The organism is Lysobacter sp., assembly GCF_035655815.1.
Taxonomy (GTDB): domain Bacteria; phylum Pseudomonadota; class Gammaproteobacteria; order Xanthomonadales; family Xanthomonadaceae; genus Lysobacter_J.
Map to the genome: position 1 here is coordinate 69,269 of NZ_DASRTS010000048.1, position 26,615 is coordinate 95,883.

16 protein-coding genes are annotated in these 26,615 nt (G+C 66.3%); 6 read left to right on the plus strand and 10 right to left on the minus strand.

Annotated elements, in window-relative coordinates; all coding sequences use genetic code 11:
• Window positions 1–9 precede the first annotated feature (9 nt).
• From VFE83_RS13560 to VFE83_RS13580, 5 genes are all read right to left on the minus strand, one after another.
• Window positions 10–465 (minus strand): hypothetical protein, encoded by a 456-nt coding sequence (locus VFE83_RS13560; RefSeq protein WP_324907003.1) that lies wholly within the window; start codon window positions 463–465, stop codon window positions 10–12.
• Window positions 462–12,665 carry a filamentous haemagglutinin family protein gene (locus VFE83_RS13565; RefSeq protein WP_324907005.1) on the minus strand — a complete coding sequence of 4,068 codons (12,204 nt, stop codon included), beginning with the start codon at window positions 12,663–12,665 and terminating at the stop codon, window positions 462–464. Before VFE83_RS13565 ends, VFE83_RS13560 begins: the two co-directional genes overlap by 4 nt.
• Window positions 12,666–12,792: 127 nt before the next feature.
• Complete coding sequence (locus VFE83_RS13570; RefSeq protein WP_324907007.1) at window positions 12,793–13,779, minus strand: FecR family protein; 987 nt, start codon at window positions 13,777–13,779, stop codon at window positions 12,793–12,795.
• A 122-nt stretch (window positions 13,780–13,901) separates the two neighbouring features.
• On the minus strand, window positions 13,902–14,402 hold the full coding sequence (locus VFE83_RS13575) for an RNA polymerase sigma factor (RefSeq protein WP_324907009.1): 501 nt from the start codon (window positions 14,400–14,402) through the stop codon (window positions 13,902–13,904).
• Window positions 14,399–15,058, minus strand: a complete 660-nt coding sequence (locus VFE83_RS13580) for an STN domain-containing protein (RefSeq protein WP_324907011.1) — start codon at window positions 15,056–15,058, stop codon at window positions 14,399–14,401. Before VFE83_RS13580 ends, VFE83_RS13575 begins: the two co-directional genes overlap by 4 nt.
• Before the next feature lie 310 nt (window positions 15,059–15,368).
• Here VFE83_RS13580 and VFE83_RS13585 point away from each other — a divergent pair, with 310 nt between their 5' ends.
• Complete coding sequence (locus tag VFE83_RS13585; protein WP_324907013.1) at window positions 15,369–15,722, plus strand: hypothetical protein; 354 nt, start codon at window positions 15,369–15,371, stop codon at window positions 15,720–15,722.
• 22 nt (window positions 15,723–15,744) lie between these two features.
• Here VFE83_RS13585 and VFE83_RS13590 read toward each other — a convergent pair whose 3' ends face one another.
• On the minus strand, window positions 15,745–16,128 hold the full coding sequence (locus VFE83_RS13590) for a hypothetical protein (RefSeq protein WP_324907015.1): 384 nt from the start codon (window positions 16,126–16,128) through the stop codon (window positions 15,745–15,747).
• 134 nt (window positions 16,129–16,262) lie between these two features.
• Between VFE83_RS13590 and VFE83_RS13595 the strand changes: the two genes are divergently transcribed.
• The gene (locus tag VFE83_RS13595; protein WP_324907017.1) at window positions 16,263–17,279 is read left to right on the plus strand and encodes a transporter; all 1,017 of its coding nucleotides are present in this window, start codon (window positions 16,263–16,265) and stop codon (window positions 17,277–17,279) included.
• Here VFE83_RS13595 and VFE83_RS13600 read toward each other — a convergent pair whose 3' ends face one another.
• Entirely contained in the window at window positions 17,280–17,459 is a 180-nt protein-coding gene (locus tag VFE83_RS13600) for a hypothetical protein (protein ID WP_324907019.1), read from the minus strand. It abuts the gene before it with no gap.
• Window positions 17,460–17,900: 441 nt separating this feature from the next.
• On the opposite strand from VFE83_RS13600, the gene VFE83_RS13605 reads away from it, so the two are divergent.
• A complete protein-coding gene (locus tag VFE83_RS13605) occupies window positions 17,901–19,040 on the plus strand; it encodes a hypothetical protein (protein ID WP_324907021.1) in 1,140 nt (379 codons plus the stop codon).
• A gap of 116 nt (window positions 19,041–19,156) precedes the next feature.
• Here VFE83_RS13605 and VFE83_RS13610 read toward each other — a convergent pair whose 3' ends face one another.
• Window positions 19,157–20,746 carry an ATP-binding protein gene (locus VFE83_RS13610; RefSeq protein ID WP_324907023.1) on the minus strand — a complete coding sequence of 530 codons (1,590 nt, stop codon included), beginning with the start codon at window positions 20,744–20,746 and terminating at the stop codon, window positions 19,157–19,159.
• An 894-nt stretch (window positions 20,747–21,640) separates the two neighbouring features.
• Here VFE83_RS13610 and VFE83_RS13615 point away from each other — a divergent pair.
• Window positions 21,641–22,462 (plus strand): hypothetical protein, encoded by an 822-nt coding sequence (locus VFE83_RS13615; protein ID WP_324907025.1) that lies wholly within the window; start codon window positions 21,641–21,643, stop codon window positions 22,460–22,462.
• 227 nt (window positions 22,463–22,689) lie between these two features.
• The gene (locus VFE83_RS13620) at window positions 22,690–22,881 is read left to right on the plus strand and encodes a DUF1508 domain-containing protein (protein ID WP_324907027.1); all 192 of its coding nucleotides are present in this window, start codon (window positions 22,690–22,692) and stop codon (window positions 22,879–22,881) included.
• A 1,073-nt stretch (window positions 22,882–23,954) separates the two neighbouring features.
• Here VFE83_RS13620 and VFE83_RS13625 read toward each other — a convergent pair.
• Window positions 23,955–24,404, minus strand: a complete 450-nt coding sequence (locus VFE83_RS13625; RefSeq protein ID WP_324907029.1) for a hypothetical protein — start codon at window positions 24,402–24,404, stop codon at window positions 23,955–23,957.
• A gap of 339 nt (window positions 24,405–24,743) precedes the next feature.
• Here VFE83_RS13625 and VFE83_RS13630 point away from each other — a divergent pair, with 339 nt between their 5' ends.
• Window positions 24,744–25,289 carry a hypothetical protein gene (locus VFE83_RS13630; RefSeq protein ID WP_324907031.1) on the plus strand — a complete coding sequence of 182 codons (546 nt, stop codon included), beginning with the start codon at window positions 24,744–24,746 and terminating at the stop codon, window positions 25,287–25,289.
• Window positions 25,290–25,366: 77 nt separating this feature from the next.
• On the opposite strand, the gene VFE83_RS13635 is transcribed toward VFE83_RS13630, so the two are convergent.
• Complete coding sequence (locus tag VFE83_RS13635; protein WP_324907033.1) at window positions 25,367–26,563, minus strand: hypothetical protein; 1,197 nt, start codon at window positions 26,561–26,563, stop codon at window positions 25,367–25,369.
• Between the last annotated feature and the right edge of the window lie 52 nt (window positions 26,564–26,615).

A 26,615-nucleotide genomic window follows, 5' to 3' on the forward strand; every position in this document is an offset into this window, starting at 1 on the left:
ACCGTGCGGTCACAAAGTGAGGCCGGTCTCGTCCGGGCGCGCGGGGTCCAGAGACAGCCGCAGCACGAGGGGCTGGCGCATGTCGGCTGGCGGTGCGGGCAGGCGGCGCAGCAGCAGCGCGCGCAGGTCTTCGTCGGCCTGCGCCTGCCCCAGCGAATCGAACTGCAGGCGATGCACCGTGCCATCCGGCGCGATCCACAGCTGCACCACCACCGGAATGGCCTGGCCCATCAGCCGGTCGTTGGTGTCGCGCTGCTGCAGCCACGCGTGCAGCCGCTGCACGCGCTCGTCGTCGGCATCGCCCAGCCATGCCTGGAACTGCTGGCTGGCCGCACCGGCGTAGTCGAGCCAGTGCCGCGGCACCGGCGGTGCGCACACCGCCTGCCAGGCCGCGAATGCAGCCAGCGCGCCGGCCAGCCATCGCAGGCGCATGCCACGACGGCGCGTCGATGCAGGCGCCGTCATTCCGGCTCCTGCAGCTTGCGGCGTTCGGCCGTGGTCAGGCGCGCCTGCTGCTCGGCGCTCAGCTCACCGTTGCCCAGCACCTGGAACGCGCTGGACGGGTCGTAGCCGCCCTGTCGCACCAGCGTGGGACCGTCGTTGCGCGGCGCCTCGATGCGGCTGCTCTCCGTGCCGAAGCCGAGCACCTGCACGCTGATGATCGACGGTTGCGCACGCCGCGCGGCGTCCTGTTGCTGGCGCGTCATCTCCTGCACCGCCTGCGTGGCGTTGCTGGCGGCCGCGCTGGCGGACGTGAGCGCGGCGGTGTTCACCACCGTGGTCGGCGGCAGGCCGGTCGCGTCGCCCTTCACCTGCACGTTGGCGGCATTGACCACCTGCAGCGCGGCGAAGTTGACGTTGCCCGACACGCGGATGCCCGCCTCGCCCACGTCGATGGTGCCCAAGGGTGCGATCAGGTCGACGTCGCCCGGCTCGGTGCCGGGCACCGGATCCAGCGTCGCGATGCCCGCGCCGCTGGACGGCACGTTCGGCGAGAGCGTGATGTTGCCCAGGTCGTCGTAGACCACGCGCGGCGGCGTGTAGACCAGCGCCGTCTTCGATCCGCGGCCGGCGTTGATGTCGCCTTCCACCGACCAGGCGGTGATGCCGCCGCCCAGCGTGGTCATGATGCGCGACAGGCCCAGCAGCACGTCGCCCTGAGTGAAGATCTCGATGTCGCCTTCGCCCAGCGTCACCAGGCCGGTGCTCGACGGCGGCGCAACGCCGTTCACGCCCAGAGTCAGGCCGCCACCGGGCGCGAACACCTGGATGTCGCCACCGAAGTTGGTGTGCACGCCGGCCGCGCCCTGGAACGAGATCGACCCGTCGCGCACGATCGCGTTGCCATCGGCGTCCTTCTCGGGCAACAACGTCGCGATGGCGTTGCGGCCGCGCAGGTAGCTCTGGAAGCGACGGCTGTCGGGATCGTTGTATTCGCGACCGCCCTGGCGCAGTTCCTCGAAGTAGACCTCGCGCAGGAACACGCCCTGCTGCGACTGCGGCAGCGCGCTGAAGTAGGCCAGTGCGTCGCTGTCGCCAGCGGCGCGGTAGCCGAAGCGTTCCTGCAACCAGTCGGCGAGTTCCTTCTCGTAGGTCTTCACCACCTTGCCCGGCTGGTCGGCCAGGCGCTGCTCCGGATCTGCGCGGTTGGCCGGATCCAGATACAGATCGGCAAAGGCCGCGTAGTCCGGCCCGCCCGCGCCCATGCCGGCGCTGAGCAGGATGTCGGCGCCGGGGCGGGTGTCGCCGGGGACGAGCGGGCCGATGCTGGTGATCGTGCTTCCGTTGGCCAGTGCCTGATGGATGTTGCGTCCGGCGGTGACTTCCAGCAGTCCGGGGCCGGAGATGTCCAACGTGGTGTTGAGGATGTCGCGTCCGGCCTGGACGACGGAAACATCGTCCGCATCGTTGTTGAGGATGAGGCCGCTGGCCAGGATGTCGCGACCGGCGCGCATCGCCACCGGCTTGGCTGCGACGATGGAGTCTAACGTCTCGCCATCGACGATATCCGGGAGCCTCACGCCGGTCCGGGCGGCGATGTCGCCGTTTACCGCGTATATCCGGATCGGGTTGCTGCTGCCGGCATGCAGATGGCTCGGCGTGTCCAGGCCGAATGCGAACAGGTTGGCGCCATCAAAGGTGTACTGGGCCGGGAGGAAGTTCGCATTCGTCGCCAGGAAGTCACTGACGCCCGGTAGCAGGGGTTGCGCAGTGATGAACCAAGCTGCATTCAGCGGCGTCGCCATGGCCGATCGCGAGGCGCTGGACATGGCAACGCCATCGTCAACGGAAGTGAGGTTGGATTCGGTCGTCAGCACGTTCCAGCGCGCGAACAATTGCAGGTCGCCCGCCTGGGATGGCGCCAGCGCGAGGTTGTCCAGGACGACCGAGCCGTTGGCGGCGACAGCGGTGAAGCGGCCGGGATCGTAATTGAAGTTGGCTGCTGGTTGCGGTGTCTGCCGTATGTCGCCGCCGCTGGCGAACAGGTCGATGCCGCTGCGATCTGTCCACAGCGAGAACGAGGTCGTGCCGCTGCCGGTCACGGCGTCGTCGCCGGCCAGGGTGTCGCCACCGCGCAGCTTCACGCGCCCGGCGTCCTGACCGGTCAGCACGCTGATGTCCCCGCGCGAGCGGATGGTCGCCATGCCGTCGCCCATCGCCACGCCCAGCGGGGAGTAACCGAACCGCGTCAGGGGCGCGTGCGTATCGGCAGCGCGAGGATCGCCGGATGCACTCAGTCCGTAACCCGTCTCCCGCGTTTGCCCGATGCTGCCGGCCCTGACGCTCGCGTCGCCGCGCAGGTTCATGATGCGGCCGCTGCTGGAGTACAGGTATTCCTCGTCGACACCGGTGTTGATCCGTCCCCCCACATCGAGGGTCAAGGTGCCGCCGCCGGTCTGGATGAGTCGATTGTCGCCATCGACCCGGCCGCTTCCGGCGACCACCACGTTGAGGGCCGTCGTCTCGAATGGTTCGGACACGCTCGACGCGCTGGTCGTGGAGCCGGCATCGCCACCGGCGACCACCGTGACGTCGCCACCGCCAAGCGTGCCGATGCCGCTGAAGCCGACCAGTTCCACCGCCTGTGCTTCGCGGTCGTGGCGGTACTGGCCGAAGTTGATACCCCACGCCGTCAACTGGTCCAGCTCGCTGCCACCCTGGCGCCACAGCCATCGGCCGATGTCATCGCTGGAACGGCTGTAGCCCGGCTGCGGATTGATCTCGGTGAAGCCGCGCACGTCACCCTGGGCCACCAGCCGCAGATCACCACCGCCTTCGGTGAAGTACATGCGCTGCATGGCCAGCGTCGATTCGTAGCCGGCGTTTTCCAGGCCCAGCACGCTGCCGTCCTCGCGCAGTGCGCGCAATTCGTTCCAGGCTCCGCTGTCCGCCACCTGGGTGCCGGCGGTGTAGACGCCGTACAGCGATTCCTGCCGGTAGTCGCCACCGGCCAGCACGTCCAGGTAGCCGGTGCCGGTGCGCACCACCGACAGCGCGGAATGGTCGAGCGTCGGCCCGGCCTTGTGGGCGTCGCTCAACACCACGTCGCCGCGTCCGCCCAGCGCCGAAGCGGCGGCAAGCGTGCGGCTGTCGGCAGCCTGAGTATCGGCGCCGCCGACCAGTCGCATCGACCAAGACAGCATGCCCGGATCGAGCATCGGCGCCACGGCCCACAACCGGCCCGGTTCCGCACGCGGTCCGGAGAAGGCGATGTCGGCATCGGAAGGGTTGGCCGCCGTCAGCACGGTACCCGCTTCGATGATGGCCTCGCCGTACAGGAAGCCGGGGATCTCGTCGCCAGGCATGTAGACGCCGAACCAGTCGCTCACCGAACCCGACACCACCAGCACGCTTGCACCGTTCGGGAAGTCGTAGACGTTGTCGCCCCAACCCGGGTTGAAGGGCGGCACGAACGTGATCTGCTCGGCGGCCGGCTGGCCGTTGCGGAGGATCTCCGTGAGGACAATCCAGTTCTTGTCGTCCGGCGTCGCCGGCGGCGGCGCGAAGCCGTCGTTGATGCTGCCGTTGATGTCGAGGTCGCCGCCGGCACGGATCGTCAGCACGCCCGGCTCGCCCGAGCCACGGATCGACGCATCCGCGTCGGGCCCGTAGCGATAGCCCGACAGGTCCAGGTCCGCATGCACGGTCAGGTCGCCGTCGCTGACGATTTCCACGCCCGGACGCAGATGGAAGGACGTGCCGTACGCCTTCAGTCCACCCAATCGCGCATCCACCGCGGCATTGGCGTTGGCGGCATCGATGAAGGCCGTGCTGTCGGCATGGATCGCATCCAGATAGCCCTCGTTGACGATGCGGTCGGCCGGCGTGTAGCTGGCGAATGCATTGACCGCGATGCTCGCGGCGCCGTCGATGATCACGCCGCCGGCCGCGTTCACCGCCACGCCGTCGCCGCCGATGCGCGGCGCGTTGATGTTGATGCGCCCGCGGCTCACGTCGTCGGCCGAACGCAGGTCCATGCGCGCGCCGGACGCCAGATCGACCGTACCGGCGCGCGAGGTCAGTTCGATCTCGCCGCGATTCGAGGCTTCGATCGCCTGGCCATACGCATCGGTCGCCAGGCGCGTGCCATGCACGTCGAGCAGCGCGTTGCCGGTGAGCGCGAGGTCGTCGCGTGCGGCCAAGCGGATGGTGCCGACCTCCTCGCCGCTGGCATCGATGGTTCCGTCGACGGTGAGCGAACCGCCATCGACCGAAATGGCCACCTCGTTCGCGCGCACTTCGCTGCCAACGGTCAGGTCGCCGGTCTTCACGACGAAGCTGCGCGCATTGAAGAAGCCGCCGGTGTTGAGCTTGGCGTTGAGCCCGGCGAAGTCGTCCAGCCGCGTGGCGCGCACGTCGAACGCGCCGCTGTCGAACCCGGCGGACGCGCCGCCGAGCAGCGTGCCCGCCAGCGCCACCGCGCCGCCGCCGCCGGTGGCCGTCGCCTTGATCGAACCGGCATCGTTGTCTGTCGCCGATACGTCGATGCGCGATCCGGCGTTCTGGGTGACGGCGCCGTCCGCGGTTTCCATCACCAGGTCGCCGCCCCAGCTGTACTTGGTTACGTCGAAGAACGTCAGCGCGCGGCCGGACAGGTCCACGTTGGCGCGATCGCCCAGCGTGATGCCCTCGTCCGCGTCGATCACCAGGCGACCGCTTGGCAGGGCCACGCCGGTGTCCACGGAAACCGTCTTTCCGTCCAGACGCACTTCGGCGCCGAGCGCGTCGGTGGCCTGCGTGCTGGCCGCGCCGCTGCCCGCCGGCGCGGACACGGTGAGCGCGCCGCCGCTGCCGTACTTCATGAACGAGCCTGCCGCACCGGTCAGCAGCGGCGTGATCAGGGTTAGCGCGCCGCCGCTGTACGAAGCCGCATCCGTGCCGCCCTGGTACACGGACAGCGTGCCGCGATTGTTGGCGGTGATGCGCTCGCTGGCGTTGAGGTCGACGGACGAGAAGCCCAGCGCCAGCCGATCGAGCGCGACCTGGTCCTGCGTGCGTGCGAGCGGGTCGTAACCGAACACGATCTCGCGTGCATCCAGCACTAGGCGGCCGGCTCCCGTGCCCGCTCCGCCTGGCGTGACCGCGCCCGGGTCGAGGCTGGAGTACGGGTCCGTCGGCGCACCCGTGCCGCTCGACAGCCCGTTCCAGACAAGGGTGTCGGCACCGATGCGGCCGACATCCCCGGCTTCGCCCCAACCGTAGATGGCCGGCGAATTGAGGACCAGCATCGCGTCGGAGCTTTCGGCGGCGTTGCGCAGATCGAAGTCGACGTCGCCGAACAGGTTGATCGACTCACCGACGGTCAGGCTGATGCGTTCGACAGGGACCAGGCCCGGCCGGGTCGGACGTACCAGCTGGGCCAGCGTGGCCTGGTTGAAGCGCACGCCGTCGCCGAGGATTCCGTCCGCTTCGGCCGCCGCGAACGAGGCATCGGTGCCGATGTTGATCTGGGGAACGAACAGCGAGACATAGCGCGCGCCCAGCTCCGCGTCGCCGACCTCGACCGCGCCGCTGCTGGTGAAACCGATCGTACCCAGCGTGCGCAGCGCGGCGCCGTCTTCGACCGTGATCGAATTGGTCGTCCCGTCCAGGGCACGCAACGGCGCGTTGAAATCGATGAAGCCATTGGCGACGGTCAGGATCGCGCCGCCGCTGACGTGGACCTCGTTGAAGGTGTCCGAGAACACGTAACCCAGCGACGAGCTGATGCCATCGGTGCGCCCACCGGTGGTGTCCAGCACGGCTCCGGATTCCACGGTCAGGCCGGAACCGGTCAGGAATATCTGCCCGGCGGTGAGCTGCGCACCGTCCCGGACCACCACATCGCGCGCGGTGGACTGGAACACCACCCGCGGCCCCAGCGCGGTCGCGCCCTGCTGGCCACTGACGGCCTGGACCAGGCCGAAGGTGCCGCCGACGGTGAGCGTGCCCGCATCGAGGCCGTTGATGTCCTGCGCATCCAGCGACGTGAAGCCGTCGGTGGCCGTCGCGCCTTCGGCCTTGATCTCGATGTCGCTGTGGGCGGTCAGGAACAGATTGCCGGAGGTGCCGTCCTTCGCGCCGGCTATGTCGGCGACGCCTTCGAAATCGAGCGGCGTGTCGCCGGTGCTGGCGAAGTCCAGGTGGATGGACTGCGCATCGCGTTCCAGCCGCGGCCGCAGCGCGCCGAAGCGGGCAGCGTTGCTGATGGCGAACTGCGCGTAGCTGGTCTCGTTGTATTGCGAGTGGGTCCGCACGACCTCGCCGGGAGTAAGGGTGATCGCGGTCGGCAGCACGTCGCGGATGCCGGTGTTGGCGACGCCCAGATGGGCACTGCCGCTGAACGATCCGGCCGGCATCGCGAAGGGCGCGGGGTTCGGCCCCGCCACCTCGCCGCCCAGTTCGACCCGGTAGGCGCCCGGAAGCAACGCATAGATCGACGGCATCAACGTGTAGGTGCCCGCCGCCAGATCGCCGACGGCCTGGGTCAACGTGATCTGCTGGCCGATCCGCGGCTGGCCGGCGCCTGCATCCGGTGCGATGGGCGCATAGCCCGGCTGCGTACCCGGCACGATGGCGTAGACCTGCGCATCCGGGCTGCTGAAGCCGTTGGCCGGGTTCGCGTTGAACAGCGACGTGCGCAGCACGTCGACCGAACCGCCGCGACCGGTGAAGAAGCCGGCACCCAGCAGTTCGCCACCGCCGGACACATCGATCAGCGAGCCGTTCTCTGCCGTCAACGTGGCCTGCCTCATGACGACGCCGGTCTCGAGCAGGTCGTGACTGTTGGTGCCGATGTTCAGATCGGCGAGGTCGACGAAGGCGACGTCCTTGCCGTTGTAGAGGTATCGCAGGCCGTCGGCGGTACCGCCATAGGGCAATGTCAGTCCTTCAGCGCTGGTGGAGGTGACGCTGCCGTTGCGCAGCGTGACGTCGTAGACGGAGTCAGTGGAGTTGGCCGAACCATGCCCCAGGAGGATGCGCCCGAGCGGTGCGCGCACCACGCCGCCCTGGTCGATGTTCGCCGCCGAGAGCGTGAGCGAGCCGAAGACCGACAGCGGGACGGCTGGCGTCTCGCCGTAGCCGCGGATGACGAGGCTGCGCTCCGGGTCGAAGCTGTTGAGCGAGATACGGCCCACCTCGATCGCACCCGATGCGTGCGTCGCCGGATACAGCTGCGAGGCGGTGATCGTCATGTCGCCACCGGCGGCGAGCTTGCTGCCCGGGTTGAGCGGAAATTCGGTGGCGGGACTGACGAAGCGCACATCGCCGCGGCTGGTCAGCGTCAGGCTGTCGAAACCGGCGACGTCGACCGGCGTGGAGGACGACGGCGAGGAGTAGAGCGCGCCGGATGCACCAAAGAGGACGTAGTTGCCGACATCGATCAGGTCCGCCTCGATGTCCATCGCCCCGGTATTGTGCGCCGAGGGGAGCAAGGAACCGTACGACGGTGTGCCGATCGGGGCGAGACCGACGTCCGCGCCATTGGACTGGTCGACCTGCAGGAACCTGTCACTCTTGCCGTCGAGCAGCACGTACGGCGCGGACAGGCGCACCTGCGCTTCCGGCGTGGCGTCGGCAACGCCGATGACGCCACGGCGCAGATGCAGTGCCCGGCCCAGCGCCAGGTTCACGTCGCCCTCGAAACTCAGGACGTCGCGGCTCCACAGGTCGAGCGTGTCGAAGCCCCCTGCCTCGACCTGTTCCGCACTGATGCGGGCCACGCCGCGGACCAGGCTCGGATCATCCACGCCCGGCTGCAGGTCGGCGGCCATGCCGCTGCCGACGCGCTCCTGGGTGATCGTCAGCGTCCTGACGTTGATCTCGGTGTTGTCCGCGTTTTCCAGCGCCAGGCCGAGTTCGCCGCCGGCCGCGCCGGCACCGCCGGCTGCGGCGCGCATCTGGCCATCGTTGAGGATGCCGCGCCTGGAGCCGAGTCGGATCAGGCCGCCATCGCCTGCAACGTCCACCACGTTCGACGCATGCAGCGGATCGTAGCCGGCGTACATGTCGAGCTGCGCCGCGGCGCCCGAAGCCTCCAGCCTCGCGCCTTCGCGAATCACGACGTGACCCGCACTGACGTCGAGCTGGTCCTTGTCGGACCTGTCGTAGTCATCGATGCCGATCCGGATGGAACCACCGTCCTGGACGACGCCGTAACGGCGACCGTTCTGGTCGAGCGCGGTGTATGCGCGTCCCGCCGCGTCGAGCACCGCGTCCTCGCCGATCCACAGCGACCTGCCGTCGAGAGCCGAGCCGCCCATGACGACGATGTCGCCACCGGGCGCGGTGATGTCGCCTTCGACCGTGACCTGCCCGCTGCCGACCAGCCGCACCTGTTCGCCGGGGTCGACTTCGATGCTGCTGTCCGCGGCCAGTCCGACGTCCGTGCCCTGCAGGGTGAGACTGGCGCCCTCGCGCTGGCTCATCCGCGCGTGCACGGCGTCCTCCTGGAACACCGGCGGCGTCCAGCTTTCCAGCGCAAGGGCAGGATCGTCGCCGCTGGCCGCCTGCAGGCCGTGGGGGGCGAGGCTCAACACCGGGACTTCGGCACGGATACGGGTGCCCGAATTGATGTCCAGCACGCCCAGGCTGGTGATCGAGTAGTCCGAGAAGCCCGTGCGGAACAGCGTCGGCTCCAGTTGCAGTGCCGGCCTGAAGGCGATTTCCTGCTCGAAGCGGGTGCCGCGCGGGACGACGGTCCTTGCGGCGTAGGAGATCGCGACCGGCGCGATATCGCCTGCAGCCAGCGCAACCTTGTAGGGCTGGAACGGGATGCCGTTCGGAAACACGGCGGAAGGCACCACCGTGCCCATGGGGAAGGCGCCGTCGAACCTGCTGATCGACGTGCCGGCCGGGACCACCTGGCCAGCACGGTAAAAGATGGGAATGCCGTTCGGATTGCTTCGGGCGTCTCTCAGCGTCATGCCGGGCGGCACCGTCCAGCTTGCGGCCAGGACGATGGGCGTGGAGATCGTTCCGATCGTCAGGTTTAACGGCGCGGGTACATCCAGCTCGGTAAACGTCCGATTGACGGTGGTCGGAAGCGGCACGACGCCTCCGGCCGGAACGTGCAGTTCTTCCTCCAGCGTGAAGTCGAACGGAGCCGCCGTGCCGGCCGGCAGGACCCCGCTCTGCAGCAGGGCATCCTCACCGAACAGCACCGATCCGGGCGAGCGCAGCTCCAGCTCGCCGCCTCCGGTAACGCCCTGCGCACGGATCTCGCCGTCCAGTTGCAGCCGCACATCGAACGGGTTGAGTCCACCCCGCTCCAGGCCCGCCAGCAACCTGACGTCGCCGCCGCGTCCGCCGACGAGATCGCCATCGGCCTTCAGCGTCGCGCCCGAGGACACGTCCACGACGCTCCCAGCCTCCAGCACGATCGAGCCGTAGAACAGGCGCGTCACCAGATCGCCGCCATCGACGTATGCCGTCGACGACCACGGGTTGCCATCGAGCGCGTCGTTGGTCCAGAGGCCGCGCAGGTCGAGCGTGGCGCCTTCGCTGAGCGAGAACGACGAGGTGCCGTCGCGCAGCAGGATCGCGTCGGCAAGCGCGACGCCGGTCGATCCGATGGCGGGCGCCACATTGCCAACCGAGATCGCACCGCTGCGCGCGGTCACGTCCGCGTCGATCTGCGTGACCGCGGCGTTGAGGTGCAACTCGCCGCCATCGTCGAGCGTCAGCGCGCGGTCGATGTGGATTTCGTCCGCGGTGGTGATGTGCAGTCCGCCCAGTCGCGCGTCGCTCAGGCGGGCCGCATCCAGCGACAGGGTGCCGATGCGGTCCTCGGGCATCACGTCTTCGGCGCCGTTCCATGCATCGGCGATGTTGGCGACCTCGCCGATGGACACCTGCGTGTCGAACGCGCCGTTCGCGCCCATGGCGCTGGTGCGCTCATACGCCAGCGTGCCGGCCCGGGCCACGGCGGTCTGCGCCTGGCGATAGCCGTCGTCGAGGTCGTCGCGCGCGCGGCCCTGCTGCTCGCCGTTGAACACGTCGGCGACGATGTCGCCTTCCAGCACGGCGGTGGGCGCCGACACCGTGAGGCGGCCGGCGTCGCGACCGACGGTGTAGCCGTTCTCCAGCCGCTGCTGCGGCGCGATGAGCGGGTTGTAGTAGAAACCGGTGACGGTGTCGCCCCAGCGCTCGTGCGTCTCCTCGAACCCCTTGTAGACGCCGTCGAACACCATGTTGGCGGAGGCGTCGTTGAGGTTGTACAGGCGTCCGTCGGCGCCGCGCAGCCAGGTCTGGTAGGCGTAGCCGGTCTGCACGTCTAGCGAGCCGCCCGACAGGTTCACCGACGAACCGCGCTGCGTGACCACTTCGTTGCCGTCCAGCACCACGCTGCCGCCCTGCGCGGCCCATTCGCCGATGCCGTGGCCTTGGTTGCTCAGGTAACCGCCGACTTCCAGCAGGCCGCCGGCCGCGTACCAGCGCTCGCCTTCGTAACCGCCGGTGCCGGCCGGCACGTGGATCAGGTGACGACGGTCGATCCACACGGTGTTGTTGAACAGGTCGCCGCTGTCGCGATTGACCGGCGAGTCGCGCAGCTCGTTGCCCTGCACGTTGACCTGGACGTTGTTGCCCTCCATCGCGACCTGCACGCCGACGGCGCCGGATACGTCCAACTTCGCCTTGTCGGCGGCGAAGACGCGGCCCTCGGCGCTGACGGCGATCTGCCCTCCGGTGGCCACCGTCAGCGATTCGCCCTCGAAACGCACGTCTGAGCCGCTGACGATCTCGACGCGCGACTGGTCGCGGCGGTCCGACAGCTGCGACAGGTTGTCGAACCCGCCCATGCCCAGCTGTCCAGCGACGAAGCGCAGCTGGTCCTGCTTCTTCGATTCGGCGATCAGCGCATCGCGCTGGCTGTCCAGCGCGGTGGTCCTGCCGTCGTCCTCGATCAGCACCGCGGTGACGGCGCTGCGTCCCAACGCCACTTCACCTTCGGCATCGCTGGCCGGGTTGGACAGGTGGATGGTGCCGCGCTGGTTCACCGTGGTGGTGGACACCGCGACACCGTCCTGGCGCACGTGGTGGCCGGTCAGCGTGATGTCGCCTTCGCGCGCGGTGATCAGGCCGGTGTTGGCGACCACGCCGGCTTCGCTGTCCTCGTCGCGACGTGCCAGGACTTCATGGCCGCGCGTGGTGGAGAAGGTGTTGGCCTCCGTGCCGACGCCCTTGCGGATGACGAAGTCGTCGCCCGCGGCGAGCAGCGCCTGTCCGCGCGTGGTGGTGATCTCGCCGGCGTTGCGCACCTCGTTGCCCAGCAGCAGCACGTAGCCGCCGCCCTGGCGCACGTCGGTCGGCGTGGCGGTGGCGATCTGCGCGCCGGCTTCGACGATCACGTCGCCGGCCGCATCGGTGAAGCTGGGCGCGAGCGAGCCGGCCTGCTGCTGCGAGTACAGGCCGCGCGCGATGAACTGCTCGTCGCTGAAATTGGCCGCCGCGGCGACGAGGTTGCGCGCGTTGACCTGGCTGGAACCGGAGAACATCACGCCGTTGCGGTTGACGACGAGCACCGTGCCTTCGGCGCTGATCTGGCCCTGGATCTGCGATGGCCGCGCGGAGGGATCGTTGACGCGGTTCAGCGCGGCCCAGTCGGCCCGCTGGTTGAAATCGACGACGGTGTTGCGGCCGACGTTGAAGGTCTCCCAGTTGAGGATGGCCTTGGCGCCGGTCTGTTCGATGGTGACGGTGGTCTTGCCGTTCGCCGCGCTCTGCGTCGGCGCGCTTGCGTTGAGCCAGCCGCGCGTCAGTGCGTTCTCGTCGACCTTGAGGCCGCCCTCGCCCAGGCCGTCGGGCACGCTGCCGAGCGCCGCGGCGCGCGAGTTGCGTTGCAGCGCCTGCTGCGCGGCGATGGCCTGCGCAGTGGTGGCCAGGTTGTCGAGCGATTGCTTGAGACGTTCGCGCGCCGCCTGCGACTGACGCTGCGGCCCGGTGAGCGAGGCCGCGGGCACGCCATTGGGCAGTTGTCCCGTGGCGGCGGCGCTGTTCTGCACCGCGCCCTTGTTGGCGAACCATGCCGGACTGAACGCCTGCTGCGCCTGCGCGTTGCCGGCCAGCAGCAGCAGCGCCACCGCATGGGCCAGCGGATTGAGCCGGATGCCGTGCTTCGTCGCTGCGCACGTGTCGCGGACGGTGATGCGGTGGCGGGAAGGCGCAGTCGTGCGGATCGGCATGACGGTTCTCGTGGACGCAGGCAAAGGGGTTGCGGCAGCGCCGGTCGGCGCCCGTTATCCCTTAGACGTTGCGGCCCGGAGGACCCCGCAAACCCGGTCTTCCGCGCGTGGCCCGCGCAGCGGCCGGTCAGCCCAGCAACACCACGTTGCCGGGCAGTTGCCGCACGCGTACGTCGAAGACCTCGCGGATCTGCGCGATCACCTGGTCCATGTCGCGGATGCTGAAGCGCCCGCTGACGACGTTGCGGCCGAGCTGTTCGTCCATCAGCACCACGCGGCCGGGTCGGTAGCGGTTGATCTCGACCACCGCGTCCGACAGCGGCGTGCGCCGGAACACCACCGCGCCTTCGCGCCAGGCCGACACGTTGGCCGGATCGATGGCAGTAGGCGCCTGCAGGCCGCGTGCGTCGTAGACGACGCGCTGGTTGCGCGTGAGCAGCTGGCGTCGTGCGCCCTGCTCCACTTCGACCTCGCCGGACAGGCAGGTCACGCAGACTTCACCGTCGACGTTGCGCACTTCAAAGCGTGCCTGCCCGCGCACCCAGGTGCGGCCGTCGCCGGCGATCACGCCGAACGGCTTGCCCGCCAGCGCGCGGCGGTCGATCTCGGTCTCACCGGCCAACAGATGGATGCCCTGCGTCGCATCGGATTGCAGCGCGATGCTGGTTTGCGTGTTCAACGCCAGCCACACGTCGTCGGACAGGCGCACGCGCTTCTGCTCGCCGGTGGCGGTGCGATAGTCCGCGCCCCACTGCGAGGCAGGCGTCCACAGGCCAAACGGCGGATGCACCGCGGCCACCGTCACCGCGGCGGCCGTCGCGGTCAGCGCGCCACCGAGGAAGGCACGGCGGCTGACGCGCCGCTGCGACGGCGCCGATGTCCACGTGCTGGCACGTTCGCGCTGCAGCACCTCGCGCCCGGCAGGGTCGAAATCGCGCCACAGCTTCTGTGCGCGCGCGAACGCCGCCGCGTGCCGCGGGTCGGCGTCGCACCAGCGCCGCAGTTCCTGCGCATCGGCCACCGTCGCCTGGCCCGACGCAAGCCGCCGCACCCATGCGTGGGCCTGGCGGCCGATCGCGTCGGAGGGCGTTTCTTGGCGGTGGAATGGCGCCATGGGCGGAGCGTGCTCGAGTGATCGCCGGGAAGGCGGCCGGGGATTATGGCCGTCCATGGCTTAAGACGGATGTGGCGCGCCAATCCCGCAATCGGGGATGCGGCGGGCAGCTCCGGCGACGATCAGCGGTCCACTCGGGACGCGCAGTATTCCTGGGCGCGCTGCAGTTCCAGCTCCACCAGCCGCAGCGAAACCCCGAAGCGCCGCGCGACTTCCGGCTGGGTCAGCCCTTCCACGCGCACCGCCAGCAGGATCGCCCGGCGCCGCTCGGGCAGCTCCTCCATGGCCTGCACCAGCATCTCCAGGTCGGAGCGGGTCTGGGCGCTGTCGGCGGGATCGGGCGACGGGTCGGCCACGTCGAGCAGGTCGTCGATCTCGGCCGTGGTCAGGCGCCGGCTCTCGGATCGCTGCCGGTCGATGGCCACATTGAAGGCCATGCGGAACAGGTAAGCACCCGGGCTTACCGCATCGGCGACCGGCTTGCCGTGCAGGCGCAGCCAGGTGTCCTGCAGGGCATCGCTGGCCAGCTCCGCGCTGCCCAGGCGCCGCGTGAGCCGGCGCCGCAGGTCGTCGTAGCGCAGCGTGAGGAAGTCGATCAGGCTGGGCGACGCGCTCGTGCTCATGACAGGTTCCTTCCCGTCGCGCCGCGCGCGGCCGGTTGCGGGCATCGCCAGGCCTGGCCGGACGAGCGCGGCATGATCAGCATGGTGAACGGCTGCGCCGCACCGGCCGGCAGCGGTTGGCCGAGCGGCAGCCCGCGCAGCGAGGCGACGACGGCCACGTCCACGTCGACATCGCCGGTGGTGTCCAGCAGGTCGGCGCGCTCGATCGAACCCTGCGCACCGACCCACAGGCGCAGCGCGATGCGGCGGTCGCCCGCGGATAGGCGCGGGTTCGCGCAGAACGCCTCGGCTACGCGCGCCTGCAGTAACCCCCGATAGCGCTGCAGCGCGCGCGCATCGGCCTGCACCGCGGGCGCGGGCGAATCGGCGCGCACCAGCACCAGCGCCTTGGCCGAGGTGTAGCGGACCTTCAGGCCGGAGCCGTCGATCATCGCGTCCAGCGCGTCCAGCGACGTGAAGTGCCCGCGCAACGGCCGCGACACGCGCCCTTCGGTGAGGTGGCTGTCGTACAGCACCGATTGGCCGGTGGCGGTCGCGTAGGCTTCCAGCGCCTGGTCCAGCGGCTGCGCCGGAATGTCGAACGCCAGCGCACCCGCCCCGGTTTCCGCCGGCGACGGACGCTGCGCAACCCACGTTTGTCCAATCCCTGTGGCCATGGCTGCGTTCGAGGTGTCGTGAAGCGGTGCGATGGATGGGCGGGTGTCCGCCAATCCCCCTGCGGTCGCGGATGCGGATGCGGTCGCCGCCCAGCAGAGCAACGAACAGGCGAGGCCCGATGCGCGCATTGCAGCCCTGCCCTCGAGGAAACATCCGACCCGCCGGCCGCAATTGCGTGCCCTGCGTCCCGAATCTTGTGGAGCGGGTGTGTCAATCAGGTGACACCGGTCCCGGTACGGCCATGCGTGATCGGGCGATTACACTTCGGCCGGTACGCTCGTCCGCACCGTGGCAACCAGGACACCGGCCATGCGTCTCCACGCCCTTGCTTCGACCCTCGCGCTGCTGGCGGCCTCGCACGCTGCGTGGGCCGCGCCACCTGCAGCCACGCAGGAGCCGCCGGCCTGCATCGACGTCGAGGTCAACGGAGAGCGTGTGCCGTCCTACGAGTGCATGAGCGCGCGGCTGGCGCCGACGGCCGACCGCACCGTCCCGCCGGCCGCGCAACTGGCCTCCGAACGCACCGCCACGCGCCCGTCCAACGAGATCGGCCTGTTCAACCAGGCGGCCACCCACCAGCGCATGGGCAACACGTTCGGCACCTCGGTGCACCCGCAGCGTCCGCCCACGCCCCCACCGGTATCGCCCGTCGTCAGGCCCTGAATCCGGCGCCTGCGCGGCTCGCTTACGCCGCCAGCTGCAGCGCCTGCTCGCCGCACAGCCACATCAGCGCCGCGCCCTGCGTGCGGAAGCGCTGGTAGAAGTAGCCGCGTAGCGCCGCCAGCGATTCCACGCTCTCCTCCGACGCCGAAGCACCCACATAGGCCACGCGCATGCCGCGCAGCAGCGGCTCGCGCGCCAGCCGCGCGGCGTGCGCCGCTGCGTTCAGGGGACAGGCATCAACCGGCTGCGCGCGCGAGAAGTCGACCAGCAATCCGCGCCACGCTGTGCCTGCGCACCGGCGGATCAGGTCATCGAGCGCCTCCGCGCGATCGTGAAGATGGACCGCACCGTCGAAGCGCACCCGGACGACGGCGAGTTCCGCAAGCGTATCGATGACGTAGGACATGGCGCTGCAACGTTTCGGCGGCGCAGTGTGCGGGGCGAATGCGACAGCCGTTTTTCATGATGCCCGTGCGGGATCGCACGGCTTTCCGCGGAACCTGCGCTACGCTTCGCGCAGCCCGGCAGCACGGAACCCGCATGCGCAGCATCGATAGCTCGTACGGCTCGGACAAGGACGGGCTGATCTGGGGCTACCGCTTCGCGCCCGATCGCGCGGCCGAACCCATCACCGCCGACGCGGTGCCGGCTTTTCTCGCCGACGACAGCGAGGCCACCGCGGGCGAGTTCCTGTGGCTGCATTTCTCGCTGTCGAACCAGGCATCGGAGCGCTTCCTGCGCCGCGGCCTGGAGATGCCCGACGCGTTCCTCGAATCGCTGCGCAGCGAAGTCGGCTCCACGCGTCTCGAACTCGACGACGGCTGCCTGGTCGCGGTGGTCCACGACGTGCTGTTCGACTCCGCGTTCGACGCATCCGACGTCGGCACCACCAGCCTGTGCATCGCGCCGCGGCTGGTGGTGAGCGCGCGCCTGCGCCCGCTGCGTTCGGTCGAGCAGTTGCGCGGTGCGGTGCGCGCGGGTCAGCCGTTCCGCTCGCCGGTGGAACTGCTGGCGCACCTGCTACGCGACCAGGCCAACGTGCTTGGCGAGATCCTGCGCAAGTCGACCGTGCGGGTGGACCAGATCGAGGACCGCCTGCTGGCCAACCGAATCTCCACTGACCGCAAGGAACTGGGCACGCTGCGACGCACGCTGGTGCGGTTGCAGCGCCTGCTCGCACCGGAACCGACCGCGCTGTTCCGGCTGCTCAACCGTCCACCCGCGTGGATCGGTCGCGACGACGTGGCCGACCTGCGCCAGGCCGCGGAGGAATTCGCCACGTCGATCGGCGATTCGGCCGCGCTGGTCGAACGCGTCAAGCTGATCCAGGAAGAACTGGCCGCACTGGTGAACGAACAGACCGGTCGCACGCTGTTCGTGCTGACCGTCGTCACCGTGCTCGCGCTGCCAGTCAACCTGGTCGCGGGCCTGTTCGGCATGAACGTCGGCGGCGTGCCGCTGGCTGGCAGCGCACACGGGTTCGCGATCGTGGTGAGCCTGCTGGTGACGCTGACGGTGGTGCTGGCGTACCTGGCCTTCGGCCGTGGACGCGATTAGCTAGTGTTCCGGCGGCAGCAGCGGACGCGACGGAATCAGTCCGTTGAGCTGCGTGCGCACCCATTCGCGATCCTCCTCGCCGGCCCACGACAGCACGCGATGCGCGTTGTCGCGATAGACCGCGATCAGGTCGTTCTCGCTGGGCAAGCGCTGCCGCCACAGCGGCATGGCTGCGCGCATGGAAAACACATCCTGGGCCAGTTCATCCCGCGACTTCCGCATGGGCCATCACCTCCAGGAAAGGACGGTGACGGAGATTACGCCGCACAGGTTTCGGGAAGCGTTAACCGGGCCACGACCGCGCAGCGTGGTCCTTCGCGAAGCACGTGACGGCCCGCGCGGTTCTCATTGGTGCATGCGTCTTGAGAAAGCGTGATGCGGATTCACCGGGTTCAACGAGGCGACTCGCCGGTTACCCGGTGCTGCCCATCGGTCAGCAGTCTGAATCCGGATTCCGCGGAGCCGACGCGTTCGCGTTGTCCATTCGTCGGAAGCCCTGATTCGACTGCGCGTGATTTGACGACGGCGTCATCCGGTGACGCATAGAACTCGCTCCGCTGTCGTCCAAGGAAGCGCGTCATGTCTGCCTGCACTCTCCTCCTGCATTCTGCCCGTCGCATCGTGCTTCGCGCGCTCCTGTGGCTGCTGCTGGCATCGAGCGCGCCGCTGGCGATGGCGCATGACTCGGGCAACATCCTCTTCCATGACGTCGTGGACAGCGCTGCGGGGGCGCAGCTGCATCGCATCAACAGCGCCGGAACGTTCACGGACGAGCTGACCATTCCGCCAGGCGAATACGTGGACCATTCCGCTTCATGGTCGCCGGGCGGATCGTCCGTGGTGTTCGAGCGCAGTTATCGCTGGTACCGCCTGGACGGCAACTACAAGCACCACGATCCCACCATCGTCATCACCGACCGGCTGGGACAGCGCGAACGGACGCTCTACCGTGGCGTGTTCCCGGCCTGGAGCGGCGCGTCGACCAACAAGATCGCGTTCGGCACCGTACCTGAAGGCGCGACCAACTCCGAATGCATCCACACCATCAACCCGGACGGCACGGGGCTGCAGCGCATCGCCTGCGTCGCATGGGCGGCGCGCACATTGTGCGACGAGTTCTTCACCTGCCTGTCGGAACTGCGCAAGCTGGAGTGGACGCGCGACGGCAAGTACATCGTCGCATTGGTCGGCAGCTTCGTGACGCGGCTGTCCAATCCCAGTCCCAACGACTACTGGGCGCACCGCCTGTACGCAGTCGAAGTAGCCACGGGCCGGCTGTTCGAACTGCGCAGCGTGATCGACCCGCACGAGCAGAACCAGCCGACCTCGTTCGTCGTGGGCCCCAACAACACTGTCTACTACGACGGCATCGACCTGACGGGCACGCCGTCCATCTACCGGGTCGATCTGGACACCAATGCGCTGACCCGCATCACCACCGGTTCGGCCCCGATCCTGTCACCCAGCGGCAGCCGCCTCGCCTATTCCCAGCACGAGGGCACCAACCGCTACAGCCGCGTGTTCATCGCCAATGCCGACGGCACCGCGCCGAGGCCACTGGGCACCGCGACGCCTGGCATCGAACTCGTCCCGCTCGACTGGTCGCCCTGCAACCGCGTGCTGGTGCTGCGCAAGCAGGACGACCTTGACCACAACCACTACAACCGCAGCCTGCACCTGGTGAACGCCGCCTCCGGCGTATGGCGCACGATCCGCGAGAACGCAGGCGCCGAGCAGGGAGCGTGGTGGTCGCCGTGGTGAGGAACTACGTAAGCCGGGTAATGCCAAAGGCCGCACCTGGGAGCGCCATAAGCAATCATCAGCAGAGGCGCTGATACCCCGGGTGCGCTTCGCTTACCCGGGCTACGCTGGCTGGCTTACGGCGCGCCATCCTTGAGCAGGTTGCGGACTTTGACGATGATCTCTTCAAAAACGCTCGGGAGCTCATTCGCAACTATCTGGCACATACCCTGCCAGACTTGATCTGGAGGAAGACATAGATCTTCCGATATCCAGTGAATCTCCGAGTGACCACCCCGCACAAGCGCCTTATCTAGGATTTCGTGTGCCTCATCCTCGCGCTCGATACCGAATGCGACCCTGAAGGCATCGATGTGGTGATCTCGAATCAACGATGCAACAAATCTCTCAGGTGCCATATCCGAAGGCAGAAATGCAATGCGCGCGTCGATCCACTCAGCTGCCGCCTGTTTGTGCTTAGGATCAACTCGCTTCAGAAACGCCGTCCGATGCGACGTGAGCGCCGAGCGTTGATCACCATCCATAACGAACAGACTCATCTTAGAGGAGTGCGCTCGATCGATGAAACGTGAATTTGCATGTGAGACAACCGCACTATTAGATCCAACCTCAATCAACTGAACGCGGCGGCGGAGTTCGCTGTTGAAAGCTGAAAGTAGTAGCTGCCTAGCGCTGGCATCTTCGACATACAGGACCAGCTCTGTGCTAGCACGCTCGGACATCCGGCCTGCAGCGAACGCAGGCGAAATGCCTTCAGTAATCTGAGTTCCGTTCGCCGAACCATCTAAGTAGAAACGCCCCTCTGGTGGCAGAGATTCAAGGACTGTGGGCGAGTGCGTCGTGAAAATGAACTGGTGCCCCGCGCTGAACGAAATATTCTTAAGCTCATTGAGAAGCATGCGTTGCGCAGCTTCATGTAACCCAAGTTCAATCTCGTCAATCACGAACAGCGTTGACTTACCTGCAGAATGTACAGCCCAAAAGAGGCCAAAAAGCGCCTGTTCGCCAGCGCCCATGTTAAAGCCGGAGTATTGATATCCCTTTCGCTTAACGTGCGCCAGCTTATGCGCGCCTGCGCCACGCAGCTCAAAGTCCTCGTAGGCAATTCCTAAAACGCGCCCTACTGACTTTCGCGTAGCGTCCTCGATGCTGGACTTGTTTGCAGATGCCGCTGAGAAGTAGTTCTTTTGATTCTTGAGAACGCTCTTTTCAGAAGGCGGCACAACTCTATCGATACCAAAGAAGGCGACCTGCCGGCGCATGCGCGTGTCGTAGTCGTTCCACTTACCACCGGAGCTCTTATGTCGGTACTGGTCACCGAGCCCTTTGCCTTCCGGATGTTCTTCGCTGATCCTCCAGTTGTCCGACCGGAAGGTGTATTTAATACTCACCCCTTCGACTGGAACCTCGCCTTGGGTTTGTACAAAAAAATCGGAAAACCGGTAGTAAGGAAGCGCCCGACCAGGTAGACGCCATCCCTTCGGGTCGGCGTGATAAGCACAGGCCGCCATGGCCAGTACGGTCGACTTTCCACTACCATTTCGCCCCGCGATCGCCGTCAGCGGATAAGACAACTGGAGGCGAAAGTTGGACAGGCCTCGGATCTTGCCAACAACAAGCGAAATTCCCACCAAACTGCGTCTGGAATGGTCCTTCTCGAAAGCTGCAAGATTTTTCTTGTCAAGATCAGAGAGCTTGTACGCCATAGATCCATCTATGTGGGTTCTCGGAGAACGCCCTAGTGCTCGGCCAGTAGGGGCAATGACTTAGCCGGTGACGGCTCACGGTCACGCTATCGAATGGGCCCGAGATCGAGCTAGTTCCGCCTGGATGAGCCCCCAGAAGGCACTAGTTCCGACGGCTGGACCCAAAAGCCTTCCGAATCAGACAGTTGCCCTAAGCATTTCGCTAACGCGCCAGAAGCGATCCCTCGCCTCGCTCACCATCAAGACTTCCTCTTGGTGATCCTGTACGCATCACTCGTGGCTCGATCGACGTAGCCCCTGCGCGGGTGGAGGACGCTTGCTGCTAATCCTCCTCTTCAAAGTGTCGAGGCGAGTATTCCTGCGCATGGACGGGTGGATGGCGCTGCGCTGCGCCGCATACATGGATGGGCCGACATTGCCGGACAGCAGGGCAGCGTCGAGGCGGCGGCCGACGTTGTTCCGGATCGGAAGAACATCGTGGCTACGCCAAGCTTGACTAGGTCAAAACGGGTGCCGCCAACATCACCAAAACGCGGTTCGATACCTCAACCGCTCGCATGATCCTCCTTACTTGCGGCCCAAGGCGATAAGTCTTTGAATTTCAAGTGAATTCATATGTGATGCGCGTCACGAGAAGTAAGCTTCTGCACTGAGCAGTCGCAGGGCTGTCGGTTTACGTAACTAATTGTTACGTCTAAAACGGTTGGAAGCGGAGTGCCACGACGCTCGAAAGTTTAGACAAAAAACGCATAAAATCAATTAGATACTGTCGTGGAACATTGTATGTGTTCCACGTGAAACTAAACCGGCGCAAGGTCTTGCGCGAACAGTAGTTGACACGGCAGGTTCCCGTGCCCATCATGCTTCCATGTTGCGCCGTTCTAGGAGTAGGTGATGGATTCCAACGCAGGCGAAGGTACGAGGGCCGCCAAGGGGGCCGCCCGCCCGCGCAGCGAGGTCGCGTTCCCGTACTACAACCTCGACTCGGCCATTGAAGTCGCCGAGAGGATTCACGATGAGGCCGGCGGAAGCTGCTCGCGCGACCAACTCGCACCGATGCTTGGGTACAGCGGGGTGAAGAACGGCGGCTTTCTCTCGAAACTCGGTGCAGCGCGGATGTTCGGGCTGGTCGAAGAAGTCAACGGAATGCTCCGCCCGACTCAGCTCGCCGCACAGATATATGCGCCCGTGCACGCTACTGATGCGCAGCGCGCGAAAGCTCAGGCGTTCTTGAACGTCGAGTTATTTGAGAAGGTATACGAGCGCTTCAAGGGGCAGCCGCTGCCGACGAATCAGGGGCTAGAGAACCTGCTGCGCGTCGAGTTCAAGGTCGTTCCGGCTCAGATCAAAAATGCGATTCGCACGCTTCAGGAGTCTGCGGAGAGTGCGGGATTCTTTAACGCGGCTGGGCGCGGGCGGCTTGTAATGCCACTTGCCGCCAACCCGAAGTCCTCGCCCCGTCCGGCGGGCACGGTGGATTCCGCAGAGGGCTTGCCCCCTTTGCCGTTGCCGCCGCAGCCCCAACCTGTCGCTGCGGCGGCGGGTCGAGCGATCGCTGACGAGGCGAGTATCCCGCCGGCGATTTATGGCTTGATTCGTGACCTTCCGCCCGAAGGCACGACAATGAGCAACGCGAAGCGTCAGCGCCTGATTAAGGCGTTTGAGGCAAGTATCAACTGGCTATACCCCGACACCGAGGAGGCGGGCGATGAATAGGAGGGTCACCGGCCCCTGATCGCTGCCTACCCGGGCGGGGGCCAAATAGAGAAGGCCACAACAGCGGCGACTCCTGGACAGAGAACGCTGTTGTGGCCTTGGTAGGTACCACGGTGTCCCGGGGGCATAAGCCCCTAGGGCACTCCTATGCTAACCCAAGCGTCCCAAAGGCGTGTTAACGCCACCACACGACGCTAACGGCTATGGCCGTGTAGGAGTAATGAACAATGGCAACGGTGACGTACCCGTGTTACTGGCAGAAGAAGGATGCGAAAGGTCAGTGGTACTGGATCTATTACGCGTCGAACAAGGAAGAGATCGCTCGCAGCAGTGAGTCGTATGTACGACGCGACGACTGTACACGCTCGGTCGAGATCATGAAGGGCTCATCGGGAAGCCCGATCTTCTATACCGAATAGCGCACGTGTGCTCCGCCCCAGCCTGCGGATTCGTTGGCTGGGGTTTCGTTTGTAGGCATCTGTCGGGCTCACCTGCTGCGCATCGGGGCAGGCCGACCCGCAAGCGTACAGGTGCTCATCTCTATTTCGGCGCTATAGTGGGCGCGGGATGAGTAAATGGAGTCTTGACCATGACCCAACCCGATCTCGATCCACAACTGTACCCGCCGGAATTATCGGATGAGGAAAAGCATCAGCGCACGCTAGCGGGCCTTGCTGACGTAGATGCTGGCAGAACGATTTCCCACGAAGAAATGAAGGCGTGGGCGCGATCTCTCTTTGAGTCAAATTCTCAGAATTGCACGCGATAGGAGTTCCGGTCACCTGCGGGGCGGCTAGGAGCGTGGGCAACTGAACAACTTCATCTCGTAATGGCCGATCCTGACATTCGAGGATCCCGCACTACCGAGCTGCGGGACATGCTAGGAGATCCATGCTTGTCAGTCGCCATCTTCGGCGAGGGCGCGCGAAGCCACGAGTCGGATAAGGGAATCCTGATCTCTAGACCGTAGATCCAAAGTGGCGCTGAGCGGTTTACCTGAGGGGACGGGCCATTCCCCCTTCGCAGTCTCTACTTAGATACGACCCGCGCAGCCGAGGGCGCCGATAACGTTAGCTGAGCAGCCCCGTTGGACATCTGGAGATCGGTGCGGCGCTGCCATGATCGCGACCAACTCGCGTAAAGACGGTGCAACTACAGGCTGCCGGCTAACCCGCCCGCTCGCAGCGGGCGACAGATCCCACAGCCTATCCGCGAGTTGATGACCATTGGGGTATTTGCTTACCAATAGCGCATCTTGGACCGAAGCTTCGTCGCGGATATCCATCTGGACCAGCTCGGCGCCCGCTATCGGCTGCGCGATTCTGGTGCTGCGCACGGTGCCATACACCCGGCAACGTCGCAGGATCCAACCCAGGGCGAGCCAAAATGCGGCTGGGCACTGGTCATCAGGCCTTGGCAAAGTTTCGAAAGCGCAGTACATCCTCGATTCCGTCAACAGCGCTAAAGAGCGGCCGTGTTCGGCGATCACTCATCACGGCGACTCCCTAGGCAATCCAGGAAAGGCATTCGCCAGCAAGCCAACGGCGATCGCTGCAACGCCTAGAGTCAACACCAACATCGAGGTCTGCAAGAACTGGCACGCCGCTATCAGCGTACGTCGTACCAGCCGCTCGGGGTCGTGTTGTGCAAAATACTGGAGCTGCTCGTCCACCTGTTGCATCAACGGAAAGGCCATGATGCAGAGGAACAGGGTGGAAACGCTAAGAGCCGCCCGACTGGACCGGCTGTGGCCGATCCGGTTGGCGTACATGGCGGTCAAAGTCACCAGGCTGAGTACTAACCCCAACCCGCAGAGCCAGAACGAACCATCGAAGAAGAGAGCCAGCCACGGAAGCCGCTCGCGTATGGCAAGGATGCCCCACGTGATGAGACCACCTGCAAGTGGGCCGGTGGCGAGGAGTAGTTCGCGAATGAAGCGCATGCGTCACTTATCGGTGGACGAGCTCCAATAACGACCGAGAGCAATCAAACTTGAATGGCGCCGTGCGGAAGCCACTGAGAGTAGGGGGATAGTCGGACCATCTGGGCCGACGCAGACGTGGCGCTAGACTTGAGAAGCCGGATCGGCCCCGGGCTATCGCTGTGACGTTTCCGCTTTGGGTGGGGCGTCGCTGCGATCGATGGTCTGCACGTCGCGCAGCTCGCGCTTGGCTTCGCGCAGAGCGCGCCCATCGATGGGCCGGATCGTATCGATGCGACATGACAGGCCCGAAGCACCCACGCGACGTGGGACCACGCTGTCCATCCTTCCAGCTCGACGGTGATCTCCACGCCCGGTCGCGAACCACGCGCCATCGCGTTGCCTGCTGCACTGCCCGTCGCCGCACCCGCGACGGCACCTGCGGTACTCGCGTGCGTGCCACTGCCAATGGTGCTGCTGGCCATGCTGCCGAGTACCGCGTCCGTTGCGGGGGGCGACGCGGCGCGAGTCGTTCTGGATGGTGACGTCGCGAAGGCCGCGAATCGTGCCCCATTCGACGGTGCGTGCCGCTCCGACTTCGGTGCGGTTGAACGTGGTCGGCGTACTTTGCGTTGCACACCCGGTGGCGATTCCAATCCCCAGTGCCAACAGGGTGATGCTGGATGCGTTGCGTTTCATTCCGGTGCCTCCATGTCGATGACCGGTGTTCGCGCCGGTTCCACAATCGATAACGCTTACCGAGCGTCGGAATACCTCGCACTTGGTGAAGCGGCGGAGAAAAGAGCGGGCGTTTCGCCCAAGCATAAGCTCGACCCGCATGGCTTCCAGTACGGCGTGCCGAAGATGACCCGACCATCTTCGTTCCACCGACAGTCGAGCCTCTAACTGCCACTCATCGCAAAGCGAGTGGGGGAGGTGAGCCGAGCTTCGTGGTTGGCCAATAGATTGGCTACAGGGAAGCCCTAGGTTGATACGAGCGACGGGACCTGCCGCTTCGTGCCCCGGTACACGGAGGCCGGCCGCTCTTCTGCCGCCAGCCGGACGCGCAGCTGCCCCTCCCAAAGATCGTCGATGATCCGCCGAGCCTGCTCGATCGAGCTCATGTACACGTTGCCGGGCAGACGCTGTCGATGTCCCGACGCTATGGGAGTTTCCAGGAAGCAGCGGTAGCGGGCACCGGCCAACGCTGCGATCTTCAGGCGCACAGCCCAGGCACGTGGGCCGCCCTCAGGATCCAGATCGACCGAAATTGCGTACTTCCGATAGCAGAACCCCTCGGAGAGCTCTCCAGGCTCCCATCCGCGGGCAGCCTCAATAACCCCGTCGCTGCGCTTGAGATGCGTGTAAACATTCACGAGTTCCGAGCTGACCCACGTCTGCTCGGTGAGCGATAGCCGGCTGCGGCGCAGGCGATCCACCTCATATAACCACTCCCTCATCAACGCCGAGCAGGTCGTTGCCCGCAGACTCGACTTGAGGAGAGCAGCCAGAAATGTCTGGAAACGCTCACCCGCATGGTGCGACGGTGCATTCCGCATCCACGTCCTGTACATAGGCTCAGCAGCGTGTGGACCGGACGAACTCTGCCGGACGATCACGGGCGATGTCCAGCAACCCCACGCTCGCGGACAGCTCGAGGCCGCCACGGGCGCGATGCATAACGGTTCACCGATCCAGCCATCGGCTACGGGCCGTGACAGCAGGTCCTGTTTGGCTGGGAAACTGGTCGCTGGTCGCTGGTCACCGGCAAGCTCCACCAGTCGCCGCAGCAGGCCGTCCTCCTTCCGCTGCAACTGGTAGTGCAGCACGCTGCGCGACACCCTCAGCAATGGCAGGCACGCCGTTCGGACCTCTTCGTCTTGGCCCCCCACGGCCACCACGGCGCCTACGTGTCTGAGGCCCCAGAATTTCTTTCGCGCGACGACCTTCGGCGCTTCGTTATCCACCGCTTCTGGCAGCATCTTCTTGAGCTTGGAGTTCTCTGCCCTAAGCGACTTCAAGCGCTTGGCATCAGGCACTTCCAGTCCGCCGAACTTGCGTCGCCGGAGAGGCAGAAGGAGGCATAGCTGAAGCCGTGCTGAGGCACAGCTCTCTGATGAGTGGGCCGGCGACTGCCTCAGGAAACCAACTATCTGTTCGGCGGTGAAGCGTTTCTTCATGTCCGTCCTCAGTCGTGGGAACGGACTCTACTTAAGTCAGGCTGCTCCTGAG